This window comes from Pseudomonas wenzhouensis, assembly GCF_021029445.1.
In the GTDB taxonomy this organism is placed as follows: Bacteria; Pseudomonadota; Gammaproteobacteria; order Pseudomonadales; family Pseudomonadaceae; genus Aquipseudomonas; species Aquipseudomonas wenzhouensis.
The window spans coordinates 935,289-959,361 of sequence record NZ_CP072610.1; the positions used below are offsets into that span (position 1 = coordinate 935,289).

At 61.8% G+C, this 24,073-nt stretch carries 24 protein-coding genes and 1 other RNA gene; 19 read left to right on the forward strand and 6 right to left on the reverse strand.

Annotated features, from left to right (window positions below):
* Positions 1-153 precede the first annotated feature (153 nt).
* Positions 154-1,248, forward strand: a complete 1,095-nt coding sequence (gene zapE, locus J7655_RS04220; RefSeq protein ID WP_230926710.1) for a cell division protein ZapE — start codon at positions 154-156, stop codon at positions 1,246-1,248.
* Between the two features lie 78 nt (positions 1,249-1,326).
* Here the strand turns inward: zapE and J7655_RS04225 are convergent, their stop codons facing one another.
* On the reverse strand, positions 1,327-2,232 hold the full coding sequence (locus J7655_RS04225) for a GlxA family transcriptional regulator (protein WP_230927666.1): 906 nt from the start codon (positions 2,230-2,232) through the stop codon (positions 1,327-1,329).
* A gap of 244 nt (positions 2,233-2,476) precedes the next feature.
* Here J7655_RS04225 and J7655_RS04230 point away from each other — a divergent pair, with 244 nt between their 5' ends.
* Positions 2,477-3,616: an acyl-CoA dehydrogenase family protein gene (locus J7655_RS04230; protein ID WP_230926711.1), complete on the forward strand. Its 1,140-nt coding sequence runs from the start codon at positions 2,477-2,479 to the stop codon at positions 3,614-3,616.
* A gap of 75 nt (positions 3,617-3,691) precedes the next feature.
* Here the strand turns inward: J7655_RS04230 and J7655_RS04235 are convergent, their stop codons facing one another.
* Positions 3,692-4,729, reverse strand: a complete 1,038-nt coding sequence (locus J7655_RS04235; protein WP_230926712.1) for an NADP(H)-dependent aldo-keto reductase — start codon at positions 4,727-4,729, stop codon at positions 3,692-3,694.
* Positions 4,730-4,976: 247 nt separating this feature from the next.
* Here J7655_RS04235 and rplM point away from each other — a divergent pair, with 247 nt between their 5' ends.
* The 8 genes from rplM (at position 4,977) to J7655_RS04275 (ending at position 11,396) form a co-directional block, all read left to right on the forward strand.
* Entirely contained in the window at positions 4,977-5,405 is a 429-nt protein-coding gene (gene rplM / locus J7655_RS04240) for a 50S ribosomal protein L13 (RefSeq protein ID WP_147810575.1), read from the forward strand.
* Positions 5,406-5,419: 14 nt separating this feature from the next.
* Complete coding sequence (gene rpsI, locus J7655_RS04245; RefSeq protein ID WP_108233538.1) at positions 5,420-5,812, forward strand: 30S ribosomal protein S9; 393 nt, start codon at positions 5,420-5,422, stop codon at positions 5,810-5,812.
* Between the two features lie 255 nt (positions 5,813-6,067).
* Positions 6,068-6,661 carry a ubiquinol-cytochrome c reductase iron-sulfur subunit gene (petA, locus tag J7655_RS04250; RefSeq protein WP_108233539.1) on the forward strand — a complete coding sequence of 198 codons (594 nt, stop codon included), beginning with the start codon at positions 6,068-6,070 and terminating at the stop codon, positions 6,659-6,661.
* Positions 6,661-7,872 (forward strand): cytochrome b, encoded by a 1,212-nt coding sequence (locus J7655_RS04255; RefSeq protein ID WP_003459296.1) that lies wholly within the window; start codon positions 6,661-6,663, stop codon positions 7,870-7,872. Before petA ends, J7655_RS04255 begins: the two co-directional genes overlap by 1 nt.
* Positions 7,872-8,651, forward strand: coding sequence for a cytochrome c1 (locus J7655_RS04260; RefSeq protein WP_230926713.1), 780 nt, complete (start codon positions 7,872-7,874; stop codon positions 8,649-8,651). The genes J7655_RS04255 and J7655_RS04260 overlap by 1 nt, the downstream gene beginning before the upstream one ends.
* A 159-nt stretch (positions 8,652-8,810) precedes the next feature.
* On the forward strand, positions 8,811-9,428 hold the full coding sequence (locus J7655_RS04265; protein ID WP_147810573.1) for a glutathione S-transferase N-terminal domain-containing protein: 618 nt from the start codon (positions 8,811-8,813) through the stop codon (positions 9,426-9,428).
* A 13-nt stretch (positions 9,429-9,441) separates the two neighbouring features.
* Positions 9,442-9,855, forward strand: a complete 414-nt coding sequence (locus J7655_RS04270; protein ID WP_230926714.1) for a ClpXP protease specificity-enhancing factor — start codon at positions 9,442-9,444, stop codon at positions 9,853-9,855.
* Between the two features lie 116 nt (positions 9,856-9,971).
* Positions 9,972-11,396 carry an IS1182 family transposase gene (locus J7655_RS04275; RefSeq protein ID WP_230926715.1) on the forward strand — a complete coding sequence of 475 codons (1,425 nt, stop codon included), beginning with the start codon at positions 9,972-9,974 and terminating at the stop codon, positions 11,394-11,396.
* Between the two features lie 135 nt (positions 11,397-11,531).
* Here the strand turns inward: J7655_RS04275 and J7655_RS04280 are convergent, their stop codons facing one another.
* From J7655_RS04280 to J7655_RS04295, 4 genes are read right to left on the reverse strand one after another with little or no spacing between them, the layout of a single operon-like run.
* Complete coding sequence (locus J7655_RS04280) at positions 11,532-12,065, reverse strand: BON domain-containing protein (protein ID WP_230926716.1); 534 nt, start codon at positions 12,063-12,065, stop codon at positions 11,532-11,534.
* On the reverse strand, positions 12,062-12,655 hold the full coding sequence (locus J7655_RS04285) for a phosphoheptose isomerase (RefSeq protein WP_230926717.1): 594 nt from the start codon (positions 12,653-12,655) through the stop codon (positions 12,062-12,064). Before J7655_RS04285 ends, J7655_RS04280 begins: the two co-directional genes overlap by 4 nt.
* A 25-nt stretch (positions 12,656-12,680) precedes the next feature.
* A complete protein-coding gene (locus tag J7655_RS04290; protein ID WP_074855477.1) occupies positions 12,681-13,040 on the reverse strand; it encodes a YraN family protein in 360 nt (119 codons plus the stop codon).
* The gene (locus tag J7655_RS04295; protein ID WP_230926718.1) at positions 13,037-14,845 is read right to left on the reverse strand and encodes a penicillin-binding protein activator; all 1,809 of its coding nucleotides are present in this window, start codon (positions 14,843-14,845) and stop codon (positions 13,037-13,039) included. Before J7655_RS04295 ends, J7655_RS04290 begins: the two co-directional genes overlap by 4 nt.
* Positions 14,846-14,934: 89 nt before the next feature.
* On the opposite strand from J7655_RS04295, the gene rsmI reads away from it, so the two are divergent.
* From rsmI to mraY, 9 genes are all read left to right on the forward strand, one after another.
* Positions 14,935-15,834, forward strand: a complete 900-nt coding sequence (rsmI, locus tag J7655_RS04300; protein WP_108233542.1) for a 16S rRNA (cytidine(1402)-2'-O)-methyltransferase — start codon at positions 14,935-14,937, stop codon at positions 15,832-15,834.
* 255 nt (positions 15,835-16,089) lie between these two features.
* Positions 16,090-16,437, forward strand: an RNA gene (gene rnpB / locus J7655_RS04305) — RNase P RNA component class A.
* A 308-nt stretch (positions 16,438-16,745) separates the two neighbouring features.
* The gene (mraZ, locus tag J7655_RS04310) at positions 16,746-17,201 is read left to right on the forward strand and encodes a division/cell wall cluster transcriptional repressor MraZ (protein ID WP_230926719.1); all 456 of its coding nucleotides are present in this window, start codon (positions 16,746-16,748) and stop codon (positions 17,199-17,201) included.
* Between the two features lie 2 nt (positions 17,202-17,203).
* Positions 17,204-18,145 (forward strand): 16S rRNA (cytosine(1402)-N(4))-methyltransferase RsmH, encoded by a 942-nt coding sequence (rsmH, locus tag J7655_RS04315; protein ID WP_230926720.1) that lies wholly within the window; start codon positions 17,204-17,206, stop codon positions 18,143-18,145.
* Positions 18,142-18,435: a cell division protein FtsL gene (gene ftsL / locus J7655_RS04320; RefSeq protein WP_230926721.1), complete on the forward strand. Its 294-nt coding sequence runs from the start codon at positions 18,142-18,144 to the stop codon at positions 18,433-18,435. The genes rsmH and ftsL overlap by 4 nt, the downstream gene beginning before the upstream one ends.
* Positions 18,432-20,159 carry a peptidoglycan D,D-transpeptidase FtsI family protein gene (locus J7655_RS04325; protein WP_230926722.1) on the forward strand — a complete coding sequence of 576 codons (1,728 nt, stop codon included), beginning with the start codon at positions 18,432-18,434 and terminating at the stop codon, positions 20,157-20,159. The genes ftsL and J7655_RS04325 overlap by 4 nt, the downstream gene beginning before the upstream one ends.
* Entirely contained in the window at positions 20,159-21,622 is a 1,464-nt protein-coding gene (locus tag J7655_RS04330; RefSeq protein WP_230926723.1) for a UDP-N-acetylmuramoyl-L-alanyl-D-glutamate--2,6-diaminopimelate ligase, read from the forward strand. The genes J7655_RS04325 and J7655_RS04330 overlap by 1 nt, the downstream gene beginning before the upstream one ends.
* Entirely contained in the window at positions 21,615-22,985 is a 1,371-nt protein-coding gene (locus tag J7655_RS04335) for a UDP-N-acetylmuramoyl-tripeptide--D-alanyl-D-alanine ligase (protein ID WP_230926724.1), read from the forward strand. The genes J7655_RS04330 and J7655_RS04335 overlap by 8 nt, the downstream gene beginning before the upstream one ends.
* Positions 22,986-24,068, forward strand: a complete 1,083-nt coding sequence (mraY, locus tag J7655_RS04340; protein ID WP_230926725.1) for a phospho-N-acetylmuramoyl-pentapeptide-transferase — start codon at positions 22,986-22,988, stop codon at positions 24,066-24,068.
* The last annotated feature ends 5 nt before the right edge of the window (positions 24,069-24,073 follow it).

Sequence of the window (24,073 nt, forward strand, 5' to 3'; positions counted from 1 at the left end):
AAGGCTCGCGAGCTAGAGGCATGCAAGGCAGAAACAGGCGAGGAAGCGGAGTGTACATGGTGTACATGAGCATTCGACCGGGCTGGCGTTCCAGAGTGTTTCTAACGCAGCAGGCCCGACGCGCAGCAGACTTTGAACAGGCTCTAACGAATCATGACTCCTCTCGAGCGTTATCAGGCCGATCTCAAGCGGCCCGACTTCTTCCATGATGCGGCCCAGGAAAATGCCGTCCGCCACTTGCAGCGTCTGTATGACGATTTGATTGCGCGTGACCAGGGCAAAACCGGCCTGATGGGCAAGCTGTTCGGCAAGAAGCCGCAAGGGCCGGTCAAGGGCCTGTATTTCTGGGGCGGGGTGGGGCGTGGCAAGACCTACCTGGTTGACACCTTCTTCGATGCGCTGCCGTTCGAGCAGAAGATGCGTACGCACTTTCACCGCTTCATGAAGCGTGTGCACGAGGAAATGAAGACCCTCAAGGGTGAGAAGAACCCGCTGACCATCATCGGCAAGCGTTTCGCCGACGAGGCGCGGGTGATCTGCTTCGACGAGTTCTTCGTCAGCGACATCACCGACGCGATGATCCTCGCCACCCTGCTGGAGGAGCTGTTCAAGAACGGCGTATCGCTCGTCGCGACTTCCAACATCGTGCCGGACGGCCTGTACAAGGACGGTTTGCAGCGCGCCCGCTTCCTGCCGGCCATCGCCCTGCTCAAGCAGCACACCGATATCGTCAACGTCGACAGCGGCGTCGACTATCGTCTGCGTGCGCTGGAGCAGGCTGAGCTGTTCCACTTCCCGCTCGGCCCTGAGGCCGACGAGAGCCTGCGCAAGAGCTTCCAGAGCCTGCTGCCGGACTGCACCCATATGGTGGAGAACGAGGCGCTGATGATCGAGAACCGCGCAATCAATGCCGTGCGCGTGTGCGAAGACGTGGCCTGGTTCGAGTTCCGCGAGCTGTGCGATGGGCCGCGCAGCCAGAACGACTACATTGAACTGGGCAAGATCTTCCACGCGGTGATCCTGGCCAATGTCGAGCAGATGAGCGTGGCCAAGGACGACATGGCGCGGCGCTTCATCAATCTGGTGGACGAGTTCTACGACCGTAACGTCAAGCTGATCATCTCTGCCGAAGTGGAGCTCAAGGATCTGTATACCGGCGGTCGTCTGAGTTTCGAGTTCCAGCGTACGCTGAGCCGCCTGCTGGAGATGCAATCACACGAGTTCCTTTCGCGCCCGCACCGGCCCTGACGGTGCAGTGATACGCACAAGGCGACCTGCGAGGTCGCCTTGTGCGTTTCCGGGGGCAGTCAGCCCGGCGCGTTGCGCTCAGTCCTGGTAATCCTTCTGCTGGAACTGCCGGCGATACTGGTTCGGCGACAGCTCGGTGTGCTGGCGGAACAGGCGGGCGAAGAAGCTGGCGTCGTCATAACCGACTTCGTAGCTGATGGTCTTGATGCTCTTGCGCGTTGAGGAGAGCAGGCTCTTTGCCGTCTCGATGCGCAGGCGCTGCAGGTAGTGCAGCGGTTTGTCGCCGGTCGCCCCCTGGAAACGGCGCATGAAATTACGAATGCTCATGCCATGTTCGCGCGCCACGTCCTCGAAGCGGAACTTGTCGGCATAGTGCTCCTCCAGCCAATGCTGGATCTGCAGCACGGTGACGTCCTGATGCAGTTTCTGGCCGCCGAAGCCAATTCGTCCGGGCGTGTAGCTGCGCTGCACTTCGTAGAGAATGTCGCGCGCCACGCCCTGGGCCACGCCGGCGCCGCAGTAACGCTCGATCAGGTAGATATACAGGTCGCAGGCCGACGTGACGCCGCCCGCGCAATACAGATTGTCGGCATCGGACAGGTGCTTGTCCTGATTGAGCAATACCTTGGGGAAGCGCTCGGCAAACTCGCGGAAGAAGCGCCAGTAGGTGGTCGCTTCCTTGCCGTCGAGCAGGCCGGCTTCGGCCATCCAGAATACGCCGCTGGCCTCGCCGCAGATCGCCGTACCGCTGGCGTGCTGGCGCCTGAGCCAGTCCAGTACCTGTGGATAACGGCGGCTGAGGGCATCGAAGTCGTCCCAGAAAGCCGGCAGGATGATTACGTCGCAGCTATCCAGCCCGCCGTCTACCGGCAGGCGTACATTGCTGAAGCTGTTGACTGGCTGGCCGTCGGGGCTGACCAGGTGGATCTCGAACGGCGGCTCAAGGCCCAGGCCCTGCTGTTTGGCATGGCGAATGCCGGCCATGTGGAAGAAGTCCTTGGCCTGCAGCAGGGTGGATGCGAACACGCCATCGGTGGCGAGAATACTGACGCGGCGCAAAGTCGTGCGCGGCTGTGGGATAACCATAAGTAATTATTCTTGTTCAAGGCGTAGTGGTCATGCAGCGGCTGGATCGTCATATTTTTTGGCGCTTGTGTCCAGTGTGACCAAGCGTTTGCTTGGCTAAAGTCGAAGTCTGCTTTTTCGACCATCAGACACAGGTAGCGCCATGATTCCCAGAACCCTATTCAGCTCCGATCACGAACTGTTCCGCGATAGCGTGCGCAAGTTTCTCGAGCAGGAGGCCGTGCCTTATCACCAGCAGTGGGAGAAGGACGGCCATGTCGACCGTGCGCTGTGGAACAAGGCGGGCGAGGCCGGCATGCTCTGTTCGCATATTCCCGAGGCGTATGGCGGTATGGCGGCTGATTTCCTCTACAGCACCGTGGTGATCGAGGAGATCGGCCGCCTGGGTCTGACCGGCATTGGATTTTCCCTGCACTCGGATATCGTTGCGCCCTACATCCTGCATTACGGCAGCGAGGCGCAGAAGCAACATTACCTGCCCAAGTTGGTGAGCGGCGAGATGGTCACCGCCATCGCCATGACCGAACCGGGTGCCGGCTCCGACCTGCAGGGCGTGAAGACCACCGCCGTGCTCGATGGCGACGAATACGTGATCAACGGCTCGAAGACCTTCATCACCAACGGCTGGCTGGCCGATCTGGTGATCGTCGTGGCCAAGACCGATCCCAAGGCTGGCGCCAAAGGCACCAGCCTGTTCCTGGTCGAGGCCAATACCACCGGATTTTCCAAGGGCAAGCGCCTGGAAAAGGTCGGCATGAAGGCGCAGGACACCTCCGAGCTGTTTTTCCAGGACGTGCGCGTACCCAAAGAAAATCTGCTGGGGCAGCCAGGGATGGGCTTCGCCTACCTGATGCAGGAGTTGCCGCAAGAGCGCCTGACCGTGGGCATCGGTGCCCTGGCCTCGGCCGAAGCGGCGCTGCAGTGGACACTCGACTACACCCGCGAGCGCAAGGCCTTTGGCAAGGCCGTGGCGGATTTCCAGAACACCCGCTTCAAGCTGGCTGAGATGGCAACGGAGATTCAGGTTGGCCGCATTTTCATCGATCGCTGCCTGGAGCTGCACCTGCAGGGCAAGCTGGATGTGCCGACTGCGGCGATGATCAAGTACTGGAGCACCGATCTGCAGTGCAAGGTGCTTGATGAATGCGTGCAGCTGCACGGCGGTTACGGCTACATGTGGGAGTATCCGGTGGCGCGGGCCTGGGCCGATGCGCGGGTGCAACGCATCTACGCCGGCACCAACGAGATCATGAAGGAGATCATCGCTCGTTCGCTGGTGTAAATCCGTAGGGGGCGCTGTGCGCGCCTGCAACGCTGAGGTGCTTGGCGGTGCGCACGGCACACCCTACGTGGTGCGTCAGGGCGCCGGGTTGGGTTGCGCCTTGTGAATCGCCTCGATACCGGCGAGCACTTCTTCGGAAAGCTTCAGCCCGGCGCTGGCCAGGTTGCTGTCCAGTTGCTCCAGGCTGGTGGCGCCGATGATGTTGCTGGTCACGAAAGGCTGCGCGGTGACGAAGGCCAGGGCCATCTGCGCGGGATCCAGGCCGTGTTCGCGGGCCAGGGCGACGTAGCGTGAGCAGGCAGCTTCGGCTTGTGGGTTGGTGTAGCGGGCGAAGCGGCTGAACAGGCTGATGCGCGCGCCGGCCGGGCGGGCGCCGCCTTCGTACTTGCCGCTGAGCATGCCGAAGGCCAGCGGTGAGTAGGCCAGCAGGCCGCACTGTTCGCGAATCGCCACTTCCGCCAGGCCCACCTCGAAGCTGCGGTTTAGCAGGTTGTAGGGGTTCTGGATCGACACGGCGCGCGGCCAGCCACGGCTCTCGGCCAGTTGCAGGAACTTCATGGTGCCCCACGGGGTTTCGTTGGACAGGCCGATATGGCGGATCTTGCCGGCCTTGACCTGCTCGTCGAGCACTTCCAGGGTTTCCTCCAGGGGCGTGAACTCGACATCCTTGTGCTTGTAGTCGAGCTGGCCGAAGAAATTGGTCGGGCGCTCCGGCCAGTGCAACTGGTACAGGTCGATCCAGTCGGTCTGCAGGCGTTTCAGGCTGGCATCCAGAGCGGCGACGATGTGCTGGCGGTTGAATTTCAGCTGGCCATCGCGGATATGGCTGATGCCATTGCCGGGGCCGGCGATCTTGCTGGCCAGAATCCAGTCGGCGCGGTCGCCGTGCTGTCTGAAGTAGCTGCCGATGATTTGCTCGGTCTTGCTGTAGGTCTCGGCGCGCGGCGGCACCGGGTACATCTCGGCGGTATCGATGAAATTGACGCCGCTGACCTTGGCCCGCTCGATCTGGGCATGGCCTTCGCACTCGCTGTTCTGCTCACCCCAGGTCATGGTGCCCAGGCACAGGGCGCTGACATCGAGTCCGGTTCGGCCTAGCTTGCGGTATTCCATGAGGTACTCCTTTGGCAAAAGAGCCATACAAGCAGGTTGAAATTTTTTTCGCAATCCGGATAATCCGGCACCTCTTTCTGCGGTGGAAGTGATGCGCCGCCTGCCGAAGAATCTTGCCGTATTGTGGACGCGCTGACCCGAGCCCCCGATAGCGTCCGTATGCGGCTGCCTTTGACTTGTCAAAGTACGCACTATTCAGTAAGATCCGCCGTCTATTTTTGCTGGGCGGCCCCTGAGGCTATAAAGAATGAAAACTTTTACTGCTAAACCAGAAACAGTAAAGCGCGACTGGTTCGTCGTTGATGCTGCTGGTCAGACCCTGGGTCGTCTGGCCACTGAAATCGCGAGCCGTCTGCGTGGCAAGCACAAGCCTGAGTACACTCCTCACGTTGACACCGGTGACTACATCGTCGTGATCAACGCCGAGCAGGTGCGCGTGACCGGTGCCAAGACCAGCGACAAGATGTACTACTCCCACTCCGGTTTCCCGGGCGGCATCAAAGAAATCAACTTCGAGAAGTTGATTGCTCGTGCGCCTGAGCGCGTGATCGAGACTGCGGTCAAAGGCATGCTGCCGAAGAACCCGCTGGGTCGCGACATGTACCGTAAGCTGAAGGTGTACAAGGGTGCCGCTCACCCGCACACCGCTCAGCAGCCCCAAGAACTGAAGATTTAACGGAATAGTTCATTATGTCGGCGACTCAAAACTACGGCACTGGCCGTCGCAAGACCGCAACCGCGCGCGTTTTCCTGCGTCCGGGTACTGGTAACATTTCGATCAACAATCGCGCCCTGGATTCCTTCTTCGGTCGTGAAACTGCTCGCATGGTCGTGCGTCAGCCGCTGGAGCTGACCGAGACCACCGAGAAGTTCGACATCTTCGTCACCGTTGCCGGTGGTGGTGTCAGCGGTCAGGCCGGCGCTATTCGCCACGGCATCACTCGCGCTCTGATCGAGTATGACGAGACCCTGCGCAGCCCGCTGCGTAAGGCCGGTTACGTCACTCGTGATGCCCGTGAAGTCGAGCGTAAGAAAGTCGGTCTGCGCAAAGCGCGTAAGCGTCCGCAGTACTCGAAGCGTTAATCGCGACTACGCTTCCCAAAAGCGCCCAGTTTCCTTACGGAGCTGGGCGTTTTTTATGGGGCGGGCAAAGTGCTGCGACAACGTGCCGCATATATGTAAGCCGCGTGCGGCAAGGCTTTCGCGGCTTACCTGGCAGGTAATTACCTTGTCAGAAAAGGGGCTTTTCTTTACCATTTGGCGAATTTTTTGCGCGGCCCGATTTTTACTTAGTAGAGGCCTGAACAACAGGCCACAAAGCTGATGGGAGACGACTGAATGAGCAATGACGGCGTGAATGCAGGCCGGCGTCGCTTCCTAGTTGCAGCCACCTCCGTGGTGGGTGCAGCAGGGGCGGTAGGTGCTGCGACTCCGTTCGTGGGGTCATGGTTCCCCAGTGCCAGGGCCAAGGCGGCCGGTGCACCGGTGAAGGTGAACGTCAGCAAGATCGAAGCAGGTCAGCAGATGGTTGCTGAGTGGCGCGGTCAGCCGGTGTTCATCGTGCGCCGTACTGAGGAAATTCTTGCCAATCTGACCAAGATCGAAGGCAGTGTCGCCGATCCTGAGTCTGCTGCTTCCGTGCAGCCTGAGTACGTGGACAAGAAAACTCGCTCGATCAAGCCCGAGTTGCTGGTGCTGGTAGGCCTGTGTACTCACCTGGGTTGTGCGCCGTCCTTCCGTCCGGAAGTGGCGCCTGCCGATCTGGGGCCGGACTGGGTAGGTGGCTACTTCTGCCCTTGCCACGGTTCGCGCTACGACATGGCTGGGCGTGTCTACAAGGCACAGCCGGCGCCGCTGAACCTGCCGGTGCCGCCGTACAGCTACGAGACGGATGACATCATCGTCGTCGGTGTGGACCAGGAGAACGCCTGATGAGCAAATTCATGGAATGGGTGGATGCGCGCTTCCCCGCCACCAAGATGTGGGAAGACCATCTCTCCAAATACTACGCTCCGAAGAACTTCAACTTCTTCTACTTCTTCGGCTCGCTGGCCTTGCTGGTGCTGGTCAACCAGATCGTTACCGGTATCTGGCTGACCATGAGCTTCGAGCCTTCGGCTGAAGGCGCGTTCGCCTCCGTCGAATACATCATGCGCGATGTCGAGTACGGCTGGATCCTGCGCTACCTGCACTCCACTGGCGCCTCGGCGTTCTTCGTGGTGGTCTACCTGCACATGTTCCGTGGCCTGCTCTATGGCTCCTACCAGAAGCCGCGTGAGCTGGTGTGGATCTTCGGCATGCTGATCTACTTGGTGCTGATGGCTGAAGCCTTCATGGGCTACCTGCTGCCGTGGGGCCAGATGTCCTACTGGGGCGCCCAGGTGATCATCTCGCTGTTCGGTGCCATTCCGGTCATCGGTGACGACCTGACCCAGTGGATCCGTGGTGACTACCTGATCTCCGGGATCACCCTGAACCGCTTCTTCGCCCTGCACGTAATCGCCCTGCCGATCGTTCTGCTCGGCCTGGTCGTGCTGCACATCCTGGCACTGCATGAAGTCGGCTCGAACAACCCGGACGGCGTCGACATCAAGAAGTACAAGGACGAAAACGGCGTACCGCTCGACGGTATCGCGTTCCATCCGTACTACACCGTGAAAGACATCGTCGGTGTCGTGGTCTTCCTGTTCGTGTTCTGCTTTGTGGTGTTCTTCTTCCCGGAAATGGGCGGTTACTTCCTCGAGAAGCCGAACTTCGAAGCGGCCAACCCGTTCAAGACACCTGATCACATTGCCCCGGTTTGGTACTTCACCCCGTTCTACGCGATTCTGCGTGCGGTACCGGACAAGCTGCTGGGCGTCGTGGCCATGGGTGCTGCCATCGCCGTGCTGTTCGTGCTGCCGTGGCTCGACCGTAGCCCGGTCAGGTCGATGCGCTACAAGGGTTGGATGAGCAAGATCTGGCTGGTGATCTTCTGCATCTCCTTCGTCATCCTGGGCGTGCTGGGTGTGCTGGCGCCGACCCCGGGTCGTACCCTGCTGTCGCAGGTGTGCACCTTCCTGTACTTCGCGTACTTCATCCTGATGCCGTTCTACACCAGGATGGAGAAGACCAAACCGGTTCCGGAAAGGGTGACTGGCTGATGAAAAAGCTCTTTGCTGCATTTGTTTTCGCTGCGCTGCCGGCTCTGGCCATGGGCGCCGTGAGCAATTATCCGCTGGATAAAGTGGACATCGATCTGCGCGACAAGGCTGCCCTGCAGGACGGCGCGCGTACCTTTGCCAACTACTGCATGGGCTGCCATGCTGCCCAGTACCAGCGTTACGAGCGCGTTGCCGATGACCTCGGCATCCCGCACGAAATCATGCTGGAGAATATGGTCTTCAACGACGCCAAGATTGGCGATCACATGAAGATCGGCATGCGTCCTGACGACGCCAAGGCCTGGTTCGGTGCGGCTCCGCCCGATCTGACCCTGGTTGCTCGTGTGCGTGGCAACGACTGGCTGTATACCTATCTGCGTACCTTCTACGATGATCCTTCGCGTCCGCTGGGTGCCAACAACAAGGTATTCCCCAATGTGGGCATGCCGAACGTGTTGGTCGCCCTGCAGGGTAAGCAGGTTATCGGCTGCAAGCAGGTCCAGGTGGTGGAGAACGGCAAGAAGCAGTTCGATCCGCTCACCGGCACGCCGATCACACATGAAGCCTGTGATCAGCTGACCATCGAACCGAACACCGGCACGCTGAGCGAGGCCGAGTTCGATGAGAAGATCAAGAACCTGGTGACCTTCCTGGCCTACTCGGCCAACCCGGTCAAGCTGAAGTCCCAGCGCATCGGCACCTACGTGCTGTTGTACCTGGCGTTCTTCTTCGTGTTCGCCTACCTGCTCAAGCGTGAGTATTGGAAGGACGTTCACTAAGTCGTCAAAGCTGCTGCAACCTGCGCGCCCTGAGGGGCGCGCAGGTGCTTCAGTCCTGCCATTTCCGGCGATTGCCCTGGGCGTCGTCGTCTGTAACGAAAGAATTGCTCCGGCAATTTTTCCTGTTTCCGGATAATCAAAAAAGCGAGGAGGATCGCCATGGCGGTGACCAACAGGTTGACCTGCTACTCCGACCCCGCCGACCACTATTCCCATCGCGTGCGTCTGGTGCTCGCCGAGAAAGGTGTCAGCGTCGAGATCGTCGATGTCGAGCAGGGGCGTTGTCCGCCCAAGCTGGCTGAAGCCAATCCCTATGGCAGCGTGCCGACGTTGGTCGATCGCGATCTGGCGCTGTACGAGTCGACCGTAGTCATGGAGTACCTGGACGAGCGCTATCCGCATCCGCCCCTGTTGCCCGTGTATCCGGTGGCGCGTGCCAACAGCCGTCTGCTGATGCACCGTATTCAGCGTGACTGGTGCGCGCTGGTCGATCGCATACTCGACAAGCGCAGCAAGGAGGCCGAGCGTCAGCTGGCGCGCAAGGAGCTGCGCGAAAGCCTGACGGGGGTGTCGCCGCTGTTCGCTGACAAGGCGTTCTTTCTCAGTGATGAATTGAGCCTGGTCGATTGCTGTCTATTGCCCATACTCTGGCGTTTGCCGCTATTGGCTATCGAGCTGCCGCGTCCGGCCAAGCCGCTTCTCGACTACATGGAGCGCCAGTTCGCCCGAGAGGCCTTTCAGGCCAGTCTTTCCGCTGCCGAGCGCGCGATGCGCTGAGAAGGAGGAAGTCATGAATTCCAGTCGTCCCTATCTGGTGCGTGCCCTTTACGAATGGATCGTCGACAACGACTGCACCCCGCATTTGCTGGTCAATGCCGAGTATCCCGGGGTGCAAGTGCCGCCGGGTTTCGCCAGTGACGGCCAGATCGTGCTCAATACCTCGCCCAGCGCCGTGCGTCATCTGCATATGGATAACCAGGCGGTGAGCTTCGAAGGGCGTTTCGGCGGTGTTGCGCATACGCTCTACATCCCGGCTGCTGCTATTTTGGCGATTTACGCACGGGAAAATGGCCAGGGTATGGTCTTTGACATGGAACCCTCCGTGGCCAGCGGCCCTCAAGAGCCGGAGCCGGATGATGACGGGCCTGGGGGTGGTGAGTCGTCGCGACCCAGCGGTCCGCCGAGTCTGAAAGTGGTCAAATAGGCATCAGGCAACAGCACAAAAGAAAACGGGCGCCCTGGCAGACTGTGTGAAAACCTAGCAGTCTGAGTGCAAGGTGAAGACAATGCCTCTATCGGTCGATAGGGGCATTGTCGTTTATGGGCTATATCCAAGGTGAAGATCGGCAACAAAGCAGCCTGTTTCCGCCGACATTGGAAGAGCTGGTTCCTGAGGATCATCTAGTTCGAGTCATCGAGGCCTATGTGGCTCGTCTGGATCTGAAGGTACTGGGGTTCAGCAAGGCTGAGCCGCTCAAGACTGGGCGCCCTGGCTACGATCCAGCTGATTTGCTCAAGCTATACCTATATGGCTACTTCCAGCGCATTCGCTCCTCTCGTCGATTGGAGGCGGAGTGCCAGCGCAATATCGAGGTGATGTGGTTGCTGGGTCGTCTGGCGCCGGACTTCAAGACCATCGCGGATTTTCGCAAAGACAACAGCATGGCCTTTCAGGCGACTTGCAAGGCTTTCGTCCAGTTCTGTCGCCAGGCGAGCTTGATCAGTGGGGAGCTGGTGGCCATCGATGGCAGCAAGTTCCAAGCGGTAGCTTCGCTGCGCAAGCACCTGAGCGTGGAGAAGCTCAAGCGTCAACAAGCGAAGCTGGAAAAACACATTGCCCAGTACCTGGCCCAGCTTGATGAGGGTGATGCACAAGACGCGCAAGAGACGATTGACCGGGCAGCGGTGAAACAGGCGCTACGCCAGCTACAGGATCGCCATGGCGATAACTTGACCGTACAAGCGCTGATGGAGGCGCAGGGCCTGGAACAGTTCGTCGAAGGCGAAGCGGATGCCAAGAAGATGCGCTGCTCAGGCAAGAGCCCTTGCGTGGCCTACAACGTGCAGAGCGCTGTCGATGCCGAGCATGGCCTGATCGTGCATCACGAAGTGACCAGTGACTGCACCGACAACCAGCAGTTGGAGCCGATGGCCAAAGCGACTCAGGCGGTTCTGCAGCAGCCTGAGCTGACGGTCACGGCTGATGCTGGTTATTCCAACGGGGCGCAGTTTCAGGCCTGCGAAGAAGCGGGCATTACGGCTTTCGTCCCCGTGAATCGCGCGCCCAACAACCAGGGCGGCGGCACGCTGTTTGTGCGTCAGGACTTCACTTACGATCCTGCGACCGACAGTTTCCAATGTCCTGCGGGTAAGACCCTGTCGCTCAAACAGCTCAATCGTGGCACTCGCCTTTACGCAGCCCGTGCCGAGGACTGCGGGAACTGCCCATTAAAAGCCAAGTGCACACAGGCCCAACGGCGTCATATCAGCCGCCATCCCAACGAAGAGGCGTTCGCGCGGATGGAGAAACGACTCGAAACTCACCCTGAGATGATGGGACGGCGACGAGCAATCGTCGAGCACCCTTTTGGCAATCTCAAACAATGGATTCTGGGCAACGGTCGTTTTCTAGTGCGCCATTTCAGCGGGGTGAGAGCTGAGATGGCGATGGCCGTGCAAGCCTACAACCTCAAACGTGCTATTTCGGTACTCGGGGCGCGCCGCATGATCGAGCTACTGACCTGAACGCTGCACTTTGCATCATTGCATCAGTAAAAACACAGACGCCCCGAATCAATCGAGGCGTTTGTATTGAACCGGTTCAGTTCAGAGCGTTTTCACACAGCCTGCTGGGCGCCCGTTTTGCTTATGGCTTGTGGCTTAGTTGGTGTATTCGAACAGGCGGATGACCTTCTGCACCCCGGATACGCTTTGAACCACGCGGGTGGCGGCGTTGGCTTCTTCGCGGGTGACCAGGCCGAGCAGGTAGACGATGCCGTTTTCGGTGACGACCTTGATCCGTGCGCTCGGTACGCTGCTGTCAGCGATCATCTGTGCCTTGATCTTGGTGGTCAGCAGCGAGTCGTTGCTGCGTGCCAGCAAGGACGCCGGCTGTTGTACCTGCAGTTCGTTATAGACCTTCTTCACGCCCTGTACGCCGCGCGCGGTTTGCGCCGCGCGATCCTTGAGCTCGCTGCGCGGAGTCTGTCCGGCGAGCAGGATCACGCCGTTATAGCTGGTGACCACGATGCGCGAAGTCGGACTGGACAGGTCGGCGTGCGCATTGCTGATGCGCGACGCAACCTCCGGGCCAAGGAACTGGTCATCGATCTTGTTGCCGATGCTGCGGCTGCCACAGCCTGCCAGAGTCAGGGTAACGGCCAGGGCGGCCAGAATCAGGGCGGAACGCTTCATTCTTCACTCCCAAACAATTGACTGTCTATCAGGTCGCAGAGGCAGTGGATGGTCAGCAGGTGGACCTCCTGAATGCGTGCGGTAACTTTGGCTGGAACGCGGATCTCGACATCTTCCGGTAGCAGCAGCGAGGCCATGCCGCCGCCGTCACGGCCGCTGAGGGCCACGACGGTCATTTCGCGATCATGTGCAGCCTGAATGGCCTGAATGACATTCGCTGAGTTGCCGCTGGTGGAAATGGCCAGCAGTACGTCGCCTGGCTGACCCAGTGCGCGGATCTGCTTGGAGAAGATTTCGTTGTAGCTGTAGTCGTTGGCAATCGAGGTAATGGTCGAGCTGTCGGTGGTCAGGGCGATGGCCGGCAGGCTCGGGCGCTCGCGCTCGAAGCGGTTGAGCAGTTCGGAGGAGAAGTGCTGGGCACCCCCGGCGGAGCCGCCGTTGCCGCAGGAGAGAATCTTGCCCTCGTTGAGCAGGGCCTGCACCATCACCAGGCTGGCGTGCTCGATGTAGGGGGCCAGGACTTCCATGGCCTGCTGCTTGGTGTCGATGCTGGCTTGGAAGAGCTGGTGGATTCGGGATTGCATGTCCATCGGTTAAACCTTGAATGTACGGCCGTCAGGCATCGAAGGCGTTCTTGATCCAGTCGAGGCGAGCGGCGCCGTCAGTGCTGATGGCGACCACATCGAAGCGGCAGGGGTGGCGGGTCCAGCGCGAGTGCTGCTGGAGGAAGAGCTCGGCGGCGATCACCAGCTTGCCACGCTTGCGTGCATCGATGCTCTCCAGGGCACCGCCCCAGGCGCTGTGGCGACGGGCGCGGACTTCGACGAATACTACTGTATCGCCGTCGAGCATGACCAGATCGAGCTCGCCACGGCGACAGCTCCAGTTCTGTTCGATCAGGCGCAGGCCATTCCGTTCCAGGTGTTGCCGTGCCGCCTGTTCGGCGGCACGGCCCAGGTCGTTGTGTGCGCTCAATTGATGCTGTCGGGGAGGCGCTGAACCTGGCCGCCACGGAACTCGGCCCAGGGCAGTTGGCGTTCGATGCGCTGCGTGGCGTTGAGGCTGAGGCTGCCGGACAGGCCGTCGATGCGCGACTCCGGCAGCGCCTTGAGCTGGCCCAGGCGTGGTGCCAGGCGGTAGGCGTCGACACCCATGGCATACAGGCGGCCGAGGCTGCCGCCCGCTTGCGGCCACTGGTTGCTGACTTCCTGGCGCAGCGGCGCGTGGGTGTCGAGCAACCAGGGGGTTTCGCAGAAACGAATACCTTCGAGATCCTGGTACTGGGCCTGGCTGTGGGCGCCGGTGAACAGGTGCGAGGTGGCGTACACGGGCACGTCGCCGGCGTACTGGAACGCCAGGGTCGGCTTAATCTGCTGGGCCTGTTGTGGGGTGGCGGCGAGGAAGATGAAGTCGACGTCCTGGCGCCGCGCCGGTTGTGCGTCCAGGCTGGTGCCCAGGGTGTTTTGCAGGCGGCCGGCGCGGGCCTCGCTTTCGCGCAGTTGGAACAAGTCGGCGATCTGCCGCGCCAGCTCCACCGGCTGGTCGACATGCTCGGCCGCGATCAGGGTACCGCCCTGCGCCTGCCAGCTTTGACGGAAGGCGTCCAGTACGCGGTCGCCCCAGTCGCCGCGCGGCACCAGGGCCACGGCGCGACGCATGCCATCGCTCCAGGCGCGGCGTGCCACTTCGCGTGCTTCGTCCTCGGCAGCCAGGCCGAACTGGAACAGTTGTGCCGGGCCTTCCTGGCCAGCGTCGCTGTAATTCAGGGCCAGGGTGGTGATAGGCAGTTGCTCGCGCTCGCTGAGCTGCTTGACTAGGGGCTTTTCCAGCGGGCCGACTACCAGCTGCACGCCGTCGGCCTGCGCTTGCTGGTAGAAGGCGTCCAGCGAGCCGATGCGCGAGCTGTCATACAGCTTGATGTCCGGCGGGTTCTGTCCGGCCTGCTGAGCTTCGTAATGGGCGGCGAGGAAACCGTCGCGCAGGGCGCGGGCAACGCTGGCCAGCTGGCCTTCCTGCGGCAGCAGCAGGGCGACACGGGTCAGCGGCTGGCTGGCCAGCTCGCGCAGCTTGCCCAGCGCTTCAGGCAGTTGCTCGGCGGCCGGGTGTTGCGGATTTTGCGCAATCCACTGATCGATGGCGGCTTGCTGCTGTTCGAGCGTGGCGCTGCTTTTGGTCAGTTGGGCCAAGTCCAGCCAGCCGGCCAGGTCGCTGTCGGCGCCGGCCGAGGTTTGCGCGGGCAGGCTGGATACCAGTGTCCAGATGTTTTCGTGGTTGTCGTGCGCGACCTGGCCACTCAGCAGCGGGGCGATGAACACGCGCTCGCGTGCGGCGGCGAGGGTCTGACCATCGGCCTCCAGGGCACGGGCACGCACCAGTTGGGTACGAATCTGTTGCTCGACCGGCAGCTCACCCAGGCGCTCGAGGCTGGGGTGCTGCAGGGCTTTCAGTGCGCTCTTGGGCTGCTTGCGCGCCATGGCCAGTTCGGCTTTCAGGGTGCTGGTGAAAATCTGTTGCGCGGGTTGCAGGCTGGCGATATCGATCTGCTCGAGAATGCGGCTGGCGCGGGCCACGTCATTTTGCTGGTAGCTCTGGTCGGCGGCAGAGAGGCGCAGCAGGGCGGCCTGCTCCGGTTTGCTCTCGACAGCCTGCTGGAGCATCTGTTCGATGCTGGCTTGTGGCGTACGTGGCAGCTGGCCCAGGTTGTTGGAGGGCGAGCTGGCACAGGCAGCGAGCAGGCCGGCCAGAAACAGAGCAGAAAGAGGGCGCAGGCTAGCGATCATCGGTTCATCCTGATACTTGAGCAAAACGAGCGGCGATTGTACCCAAGGGGCGACATCCGTGCGATGCCGCCGGGGCGGAACCGGCTAGAATGAGCACTCTTTCAATTAACGAGGTGTTTCCAGTGAGTCAGCCCGCCGTCGCAAGTGTCCAGCCAGGCAGCCTTTATGTGGTCGCTACGCCCATTGGCAACCTGGACGACATCAGCGCGCGGGCCCTGCGGATTCTGCGCGAGGTGGCGCTGATCGCCGCTGAGGACACCCGGCACTCGGCGCGCCTGCTGCAGCACTTTGGCATCCAGACGCCGCTGGCGGCTTGTCACGAGCACAACGAGCGCGATCAGGGCGGTCGTTTTCTGGCGCGGTTGCAGGCCGGGGAGGATGTTGCGCTGATTTCCGATGCGGGTACGCCGCTGATCTCCGATCCGGGCTATCACCTGGTGCGTCAGGCGCGTGCGGCCGGTTTCGCCGTGGTGCCGGTACCGGGGGCCTGCGCACTGATCGCGGCGCTCTCGGCTGCTGGCCTGCCGTCGGATCGATTCATCTTCGAAGGCTTTCTGCCGGCCAAGGCGGCGGGGCGTCGTGCGCGCCTGGAGCAAGTGCGCGAAGAACCGCGCACGCTGATTTTCTACGAAGCGCCGCACCGGATTCTCGAATGCCTGCAGGACATGCGCGAGGTATTTGGCGATGATCGCCCTGCCTTGTTGGCGCGTGAGTTGACCAAGACCTTCGAGACCCTGCAGGGGTTGCCGTTGGCCGAGCTGTGCGAGTGGGTCGCGGCAGACAGTAATCAGCAGCGCGGCGAGTGCGTGGTGCTGGTGGCAGGTTGGCAGGCGCCGGAAGGTGAGGAGGCGGTCAGCGCCGAGGCATTGCGCGTGCTCGATCTGTTGCTGTCGGAAATGCCGCTCAAGCGTGCGGCAGCCTTGGCTGCGGAGATCACCGGGGTGCGCAAGAATGTGCTTTATCAGGTGGCGCTGGAACGCAAGGGGTGAGGTTGTCGCAGGAGCGAGCTCTGCAGAGGGCGCGCTGGGCTAATGCCAGCCTGTTAAGCGTCGACGCTGTCAGTGCGTAGGAGCGGCGCCTCGCCGCGAACCAGGGCGATGCGCAATTGACAAGCTTCGCCCCGGGGCGGGGCTCCCACGAAAGGCCGCTTTGGTGGCCTTATCTGATCGACATTAGGCGCGCCAGGCTGCTTTTTCTTGCCGCCGGTAGCTTGCGGCTTGCGGCTTTGTTAACCTTGCCGGCGGAGAGTCGATCGGACAGTCGCTGCCTTCGCAAGAAGGGGGAGGAAAGTCCGGGCTCCATAGGGCAGGGTGCCAGATAACGTCTGGGAGGCGTGAGCCTACGGAAAGTGCCACAGAAAATAACCGCCTAAGCGTTTCGGCGCCGGTAAGGGTGAAAGGGTGCGGTAAGAGCGCACCGCGCGACTGGCAACAGTTCGTGGCACGGTAAACTCCACCCGGAGCAAGACCAAATAGGGTTCCATCGGCGTGGCCCGCGCTGGAACCGGGTAGGTTGCTAAAGGCGTGCAGTGATGTACGCCGTAGAGGAATGACTGTCCTCGACAGAACCCGGCTTACAGATCGACTCTCCTCCTTTCTTCCTCGCTATACCCTTCTATTCCCCGCTCGTCTGATACCAAAAAAATCTTACTCTTAACAAATCACTTTAAGTTCGGATTTTAGCTCGCTGCAATGGCTCGAATTTATCCGCTGAAAGTCGGCTCAGGCATCTCTTTCCTCCTCGCTTTTGTGCGCTAAATCTCCGTCCTGTAAGGATTTTTCCCTTTCCGGGCGCCTTGACGGTGGGGCGCATGCGTTCCTATAGTGTGCGCAAGTGGTAAGAAGTGGCATGAAGTGGGTTTTTTTGGGCATGGATAGCTAATTACAGGGGAAGCGCAGCCGTGTTTCGCGGAGCTAACGCCATCAGTCTCGACGCCAAAGGGCGCCTCGCGATGCCGAGTCGGTATCGTGACGAGCTCGTTTCGCGTTGCAATGGCCAGCTCATCGTGACCATCGACGCCGTTGACCCCTGTCTGTGCGTGTATCCCCTGGCCGAGTGGGAGCTGATCGAGAACAAACTGCGCGAGCTGGCCTCCTTTCGTGAAGAGAACCGCCGCCTGCAGCGACTGCTGATTGGTAATGCAGTCGATCTCGAGCTGGATGCCAGTGGTCGCTTTCTGGTGCCGCCGCGCTTGCGCGAGTACGCCAAGCTGGACAAGCGAGCGATGCTCGTCGGTCAGCTGAACAAGTTTCAACTCTGGGATGAAGATGCCTGGAATGCCGTAGCCGAAGCCGATCTGGCTGCCATCAAACAGCCCGGCGCCCTTTCCGATGACCTGCGTGATCTGATCCTGTGACCATGACCGATAGTTTCCGCCATATCACCGTGCTGCTCGACGAAGCTGTCGAGGGGCTGGCTGTGCGCGCGGATGGCTGCTACATGGATGGCACCTTCGGGCGTGGCGGGCACAGCCGGCTGATCCTGCAGAAGCTCGGGCCCGGCGGGCGGTTGTTGGGGTTCGACAAAGATCCCCTGGCGATAGCCACCGGGGAAGCATTGGCGGCCGAAGACGGCCGCTTTGTCGTTGTGCAGCGCAGTTTTGCGGAACTTGGCGATGAGGCTGTTGTCCGCGGCATTTCCGGTCAGGTCGCCGGCATTCTGCTGGATCTTGGTGTGTCGTCGCCGCAACTGGACGACCCCGAGCGTGGCTTCAGCTTTCTCAATGACGGCCCGCTGGACATGCGCATGAATCCCGATGCCGGCATGAGCGCGGCAGAGTGGATTGCCACGGCGACCGAGGATGAAATCGCCCGCGTAATGAAGGATTACGGCGAAGAGCGTTTCGCCAAGCGCATGGCGCGCGCCGTGGTGCAGCGCCGTACCGAGCAGCCGTTCACCCGCACGGCCGATCTGGCCAAGGTACTGACCGAGGCCAACCCCGCCTGGGAAAAGGGCAAGAATCCGGCGACCCGTGCTTTCCAGGGTATCCGCATCTTTATCAATAACGAGCTGGGTGATCTCGAGCGCGGCCTCGACGCGGCCCTGGAAACGCTCGAGGTCGGTGGTCGCCTGGTGGTGATCAGCTTCCACTCGCTGGAAGATCGCATCGTCAAACAGTTCATGAAGCGTCAGGCCAAGGGCGAGGCGGACAAGCTGCCGCGTGACCTGCCGATCATTCCGAAAGCCTTCGAGCCGCGCCTGAAGCTGATCGGCAAGCCGGTCTATGCCGGTGAGGCCGAGCTCAAGGCCAATCCGCGCTCGCGCAGCGCGGTGATGCGCATCGCGGAGAAGTTGCGGTGAGCCGCCGGCTGATCAAATCCATGCCCAGCGGCAGCTTTCTGATGCTGCTGTTGTTCATTGCCATTCTGATTTCCGCCGTGGCGGTGTCTTACAGTGCGCACTGGAATCGCCAACTGCTCAATGAGCTGTACGGTGAGCTGAGCGTGCGCGACAAGGCGCAGGCCGAGTGGGGGCGGCTGATTCTCGAGCAAAGTACCTGGACCGCGCACAACCGCATTGAGGCGCTGGCCACTGAGCAGTTGAAGATGCACATTCCCGACCCCGCCGCCGTGCGCATGGTGCGTCCATGATCGGGCTCGAAGGCGCACTCTATCCCTGGCGCTTCCGCCTGGTGCTGGTGTTGCTGGCGCTGATGGTCGGTGCCATCGCCTGGCGCATGCTCGACCTGCAGGTGCTCGACCATGACTTCCTCAAGGCCCATGGCGATGCCCGCAGCGTGCGGCATATCCCGATTCCGGCGCACCGTGGCCTGATCACCGACCGCAATGGCGAGCCGCTGGCCGTCAGCACGCCGGTCACTACGCTGTGGGCCAATGGCAAGGAGCTGCAGGCGGGGCGTCAGCAGTGGCCAGTGCTGGCTGCGGCGCTCGGTCAGGATCCGGCCAGCTTCGCTGCGCGCCTGGAGCAGAACAAGGACCGTGAGTTCATGTATCTGGTGCGTGGTCTGACCCCCGACAAGGGACAGAGCGTGCTGGATCTCAAGGTGCCGGGCGTTTATGCCATCGAGGAATTTCGCCGTTTCTACCCGGCTGGCGAGGTCGCCGCTCATGTTGTCGGCTTCACCGACATCGACGACCGCGGTCGCGAAGGTATGGAGCTGGCTTACGAGGATTGGCTGGCCGGTGTACCCGGCAAGCGCCAGGTGCTCAAGGATCGGCGTGGCAAGCTGATCAAGGATGTACAGGTTGCGCAGAACGCCAAGGCCGGCAAGGCCTTGGCGTTGTCCATTGATCTGCGTCTACAGTACCTGGCCCATCGCGAGCTGCGTAATGCGCTGCTGGAGAACGACGCCAAGGCCGGCAGCCTGGTGATGGTCGACGTGAAGAGCGGCGAGGTGTTGGCGATGGTCAACCATCCCACCTACAACCCGAACAACCGTCGCAACCTGACCCCGGCGGCCATGCGCAACCGTGCCATGATCGACGTCTTCGAACCCGGCTCGACCATCAAGCCGCTGTCGATGGCCGCTGCCCTGGAGACCGGCCGCTGGAAGCCCAGCGATATCGTTCAGGTCGGCAACGGTACGTTGCAGATTGGTCGTTACAGCATTCGCGACGTTTCCCGTACGCAAGGCCCCGCGCTGGATCTGACCGGCATTCTGATCAACTCCAGTAACGTCGGCATGAGCAAGATCGCCTTCGACGTGGGTGGCGAGAATATCCATCAGGTACTGAGCAACCTCGGCTTCGGCCGTGACACCGGTCTTGGTTTTCCGGGCGAGCGGGTTGGCAATCTGCCCAACCATCGTCAGTGGCGACAGGCAGAAACCGCCACGCTGTCCTACGGCTATGGTCTTTCGGTGACAGCTGTGCAGTTGGCTCATGCCTACGCCGCCTTGGCCAACGGCGGCAACATGACGCCGCTGTCGATGATTCGTGTGGACAGCAAGCCGGGCGCCATGCAGGTCATGTCGGCCGATGTCGCCAAGACCCTGCAGGGCATGCTGCAGCAGGTGGTCGAGGCGCCGCGCGGGGTGTTCCGCGCGCAGGTGCCGGGTTACCACGTCGCCGGCAAGAGTGGCACCGCGCGCAAGACCAATGCCGGGGCCAAGGGCTACCAGAGCAATTCCTATCGCTCGCTGTTCGCCGGTTTCGCCCCGGCGCAGGACCCGCGCATCGCGCTGGTCGTGGTGATCGACGAGCCAGGCAAGGGCGCCTACTACGGCGGCCTGATTTCCGCACCGGTATTCAGCCGGGTGATGGCCGGTTCGCTGCGTTTGATGAACATTGCGCCTGACAATCTGCCGCCGCCCGAGCAGAAGATGGCTGTCGCTGGCCAGGGAGGGCGTAACTGATGCCCATGCCACTCAATCAACTGTTGCCCGCTGCCGAGAGCAGTGTGCTGATTCGGGAACTGACTCTGGACAGCCGCAAGGTGCGTCCGGGTGATCTGTTTTTGGCCGTACCAGGTACTCAGCAGGATGGTCGCGTGCATATCGCCGATGCCATTGCTCGCGGTGCTGCCGCTGTCGCCTTTGAAGCCGAAGGCGCTGCGCCCATGCATGCTGAAAGTGCTGTGCTGGTGCCGGTCAAGGGGCTGGCCGGACAGCTTTCAGCCATCGCCGGGCGCTTCTATGGTGAGCCAAGCCGCGCATTGCATCTGATCGGTGTCACCGGCACCAACGGCAAGACCAGTGTCAGCCAGTTGCTGGCGCAGGCGCTGGATCTGCTCGGTCAGCGTTGTGGCATCGTCGGTACCCTGGGTACCGGTTTCCATGGCGCGCTGGAGCAGGGTAAGCACACCACACCCGATCCGGTCGGGGTGCAGGCCACCCTGGCCTCGCTCAAGCAGGCTGGTGCGCGCGCTGTGGCCATGGAAGTGTCCTCCCATGGTCTGGATCAGGGGCGCGTCGCCGCGCTGGAGTTCGACGTGGCGGTATTCACCAACCTGTCGCGCGATCACCTCGATTACCACGGCAGCATGCAGGCCTATGGCGCAGCCAAGGCCAAGCTGTTCGCCTGGCCGAACCTGCGTTGCCGGGTGGTCAACCTCGATGATGCCTTCGGTCGTGAGCTGGCTGCGCAGGCGCACGAGTCGCGCCTGATCGGCTACAGCCTCAGCGATGCCAGTGCCTTCCTTTATTGCCGCGATGCGCAGTTCGATGATCACGGCGTGCGTGCACGCCTGGTGACGCCGCGTGGCGAAGGCATGCTGCGCAGCAATCTGCTCGGTCGTTTCAATCTGAGCAACCTGCTGGCGGTGGTTGGTGCGCTGCTGGGGATGGATTACGCCCTCGACGAGATTCTCAAGGTGCTGCCGCAACTGCAGGGGCCAGCGGGCCGCATGCAGCGTCTCGGTGGCGGCGACAAGCCGCTGGTGGTGGTCGACTACGCGCACACCCCCGATGCGCTGGAAAAAGTGCTCGAAGCCATGCGGCCGCACGTCGAAGGGCGCCTGATTTGCCTGTTCGGCTGTGGTGGTGACCGTGATCGCGGCAAGCGCCCGCTGATGGCTGCGGTGGCCGAACGTCTGGCGGATCTGGTTTGGGTGACCGATGACAATCCGCGCACGGAAGAGCCGGCGCAGATCGTTGCCGATATTCGTGCTGGTTTCACGGCGCCGGAGCAGGTGCAGTTCATTCACGGTCGTGGCGATGCCATCGCCCGGCTGATCGCTCAGGCCGAGCCCGCCGATGTGCTGGTACTGGCTGGCAAGGGGCACGAGGATTACCAGGAAATCATGGGCGTGCGTCAGCCGTTCTCCGATCTGATCGAAGCAAGCAAGGCCCTGGCGGCCTGGGAGGCCACGCATGCTTAAATCCTGGCTGCTCAGCGACGTCGCCGCCGACCTCAGTGCGCGCCTGATCGGTGCCGATGTGGCGTTCTCCGCCGTTGGCACCGACAGCCGTACCATCGCTGCCGGGCAACTGTTCGTGGCGCTCACCGGGCCGCGGTTCGACGGTCATGATTATCTGGCCGACGTCGCTGCCAAGGGCGCCGTTGCCGCGCTGGTCGAGCGTGAGGTGGCCAATGCACCGTTGCCGCAGTTGCTGGTGGCTGACACGCGTCTGGCGCTCGGTCAGCTGGGCGCGCTCAATCGTCAGGCCTTTACCGGCCCGCTGGCTGCCGTGACCGGCTCCAGTGGCAAGACCAGCGTCAAGGAAATGCTCGCGTCCATTCTGCGCGCCGCCCTGAACGGCGCGGTGCTGGCCACGCGCGGCAACCTCAATAACGATCTTGGCGCGCCGCTGACCCTGCTGGAGCTGGCGCCTGAGCATCGCGCCGGGGTGATCGAGCTGGGCGCCAACCATGTCGGCGAGATCGCCTACACCGTCAGCCTGACCCGGCCGCAGGTGGCGATCATCACCAATGCCGGCAATGCCCATGTCGGTGAGTTCGGCGGCCCGGAGAAAATCATCGAAGCTAAGGGCGAGATTCTCGAAGGTCTGCCGAACGATGGCGTGGCCGTGCTCAATCTGGATGACAAGGCCTTCCTTACCTGGCAGCGCCGCGCCGCCGGACGCAAGGTGCTCAGCTTCGCCCTGCGCGACACCCGCGCCGATTTCCACGGCAGCGATCTGGCCCGTGATGCGGGCGGCTGCCAGGGCTTCACCCTGCGCAGCCCGCTTGGCAGTGCGCATATCCAGCTCAATCTGCTCGGTGAGCACAACGTCGCCAATGCCCTGGCGGCCTGCGCTGCCGCTCATGCGCTGGGCATGCCGCTGTCTGCCATGGTCGAAGGCTTGCAAAATCTGCAACCGGTCAAGGGCCGTGCTGTCGCGCAACTGGCGCCGAATGGCGTGCGGGTGATCGATGACAGTTACAACGCCAATCCTGTAGCCATGTGCGCTGCGGTGGATATACTCGCCGGCTTTTCCGGGCGCACCGTTCTGGTGCTCGGAGACATGGGCGAGCTGGGCGAGTGGGCCGAGCAGGGCCATCGCGATGTTGGCCGTCATGCCGCCGGCAAGGTCGACGCACTGTATGCCGTTGGCCCGCTGATGCGCTTCGCGGTCGAGGAGTTCGGCGCCAAGGGGCGTCATTTCGTCGACCATGCCGAGCTGATCGCCGCGCTTCGTGCCGAACAGGCCGGCAGCACACTACTAATCAAGGGTTCACGCAGCGCCGCCATGGACAAGGTCGTGGCAGCGCTGTGCGACGTAGCTGGGGAGAATCACTAAATGCTGCTGCTGCTGGCGGAGTACCTGCAACAGTTCCACAAGGGCTTCGCGGTCTTTCAGTACCTGACCCTGCGCGGCATTCTCGGCGTGCTTACCGCCCTGGCGCTGTCGCTGTGGCTCGGCCCGTGGATGATCCGCACCCTGCAGGTGCGCCAGATCGGCCAGTCGGTGCGTAACGATGGCCCGCAATCGCACCTGTCGAAGAAGGGCACGCCGACCATGGGCGGTGCGCTGATTCTCACCGCCATCGCCGTCAGCACCCTGCTCTGGGCCGACCTGTCCAACCGTTACGTGTGGGTGGTGCTGGCCGTGACCCTGGCATTCGGCGCCATCGGCTGGGTCGACGACTACCGCAAGGTGATCGAGAAGAACTCGCGCGGCCTGCCGAGCCGCTGGAAGTATTTCTGGCAGTCGGTGTTCGGCCTGGCAGCGGCGGTCTTCCTTTATATGACGGCGCAGAGCCCGGTGGAGACCACCCTGATCGTGCCGCTGCTCAAGGATGTCGCCATTCCCCTGGGCGTCGGCTTCGTGGTGCTGACCTACTTCGTTATCGTCGGCACCAGCAATGCGGTGAACCTCACCGACGGTCTCGACGGTCTGGCCATTCTGCCGACCGTGATGGTCGGTGGTGCGCTGGGCATCTTCTGCTACCTGTCGGGCAACGTGAACTTCGCCGAATACCTGCTGATTCCGTACGTGCCGGGCTCCGGTGAGCTGATCGTGTTCTGCGCTGCGCTGGTCGGTGCCGGTCTGGGCTTTCTGTGGTTCAACACCTATCCGGCGCAGGTGTTCATGGGCGACGTCGGCGCGCTGGCGCTTGGTGCTGCGCTGGGCACCATCGCCGTGATCGTTCGCCAGGAAATCGTGCTGTTCATCATGGGCGGCGTGTTCGTCATGGAAACCCTGTCGGTGATGATCCAGGTGGCCAGCTTCAAGCTGACCGGCAAGCGTGTGTTCCGCATGGCGCCGATTCACCACCATTTCGAACTCAAGGGCTGGCCCGAGCCGCGTGTGATCGTCCGTTTCTGGATCATCACCGTGATTCTCGTGCTGATCGGCCTGGCCACCCTGAAACTGAGGTAATTGAG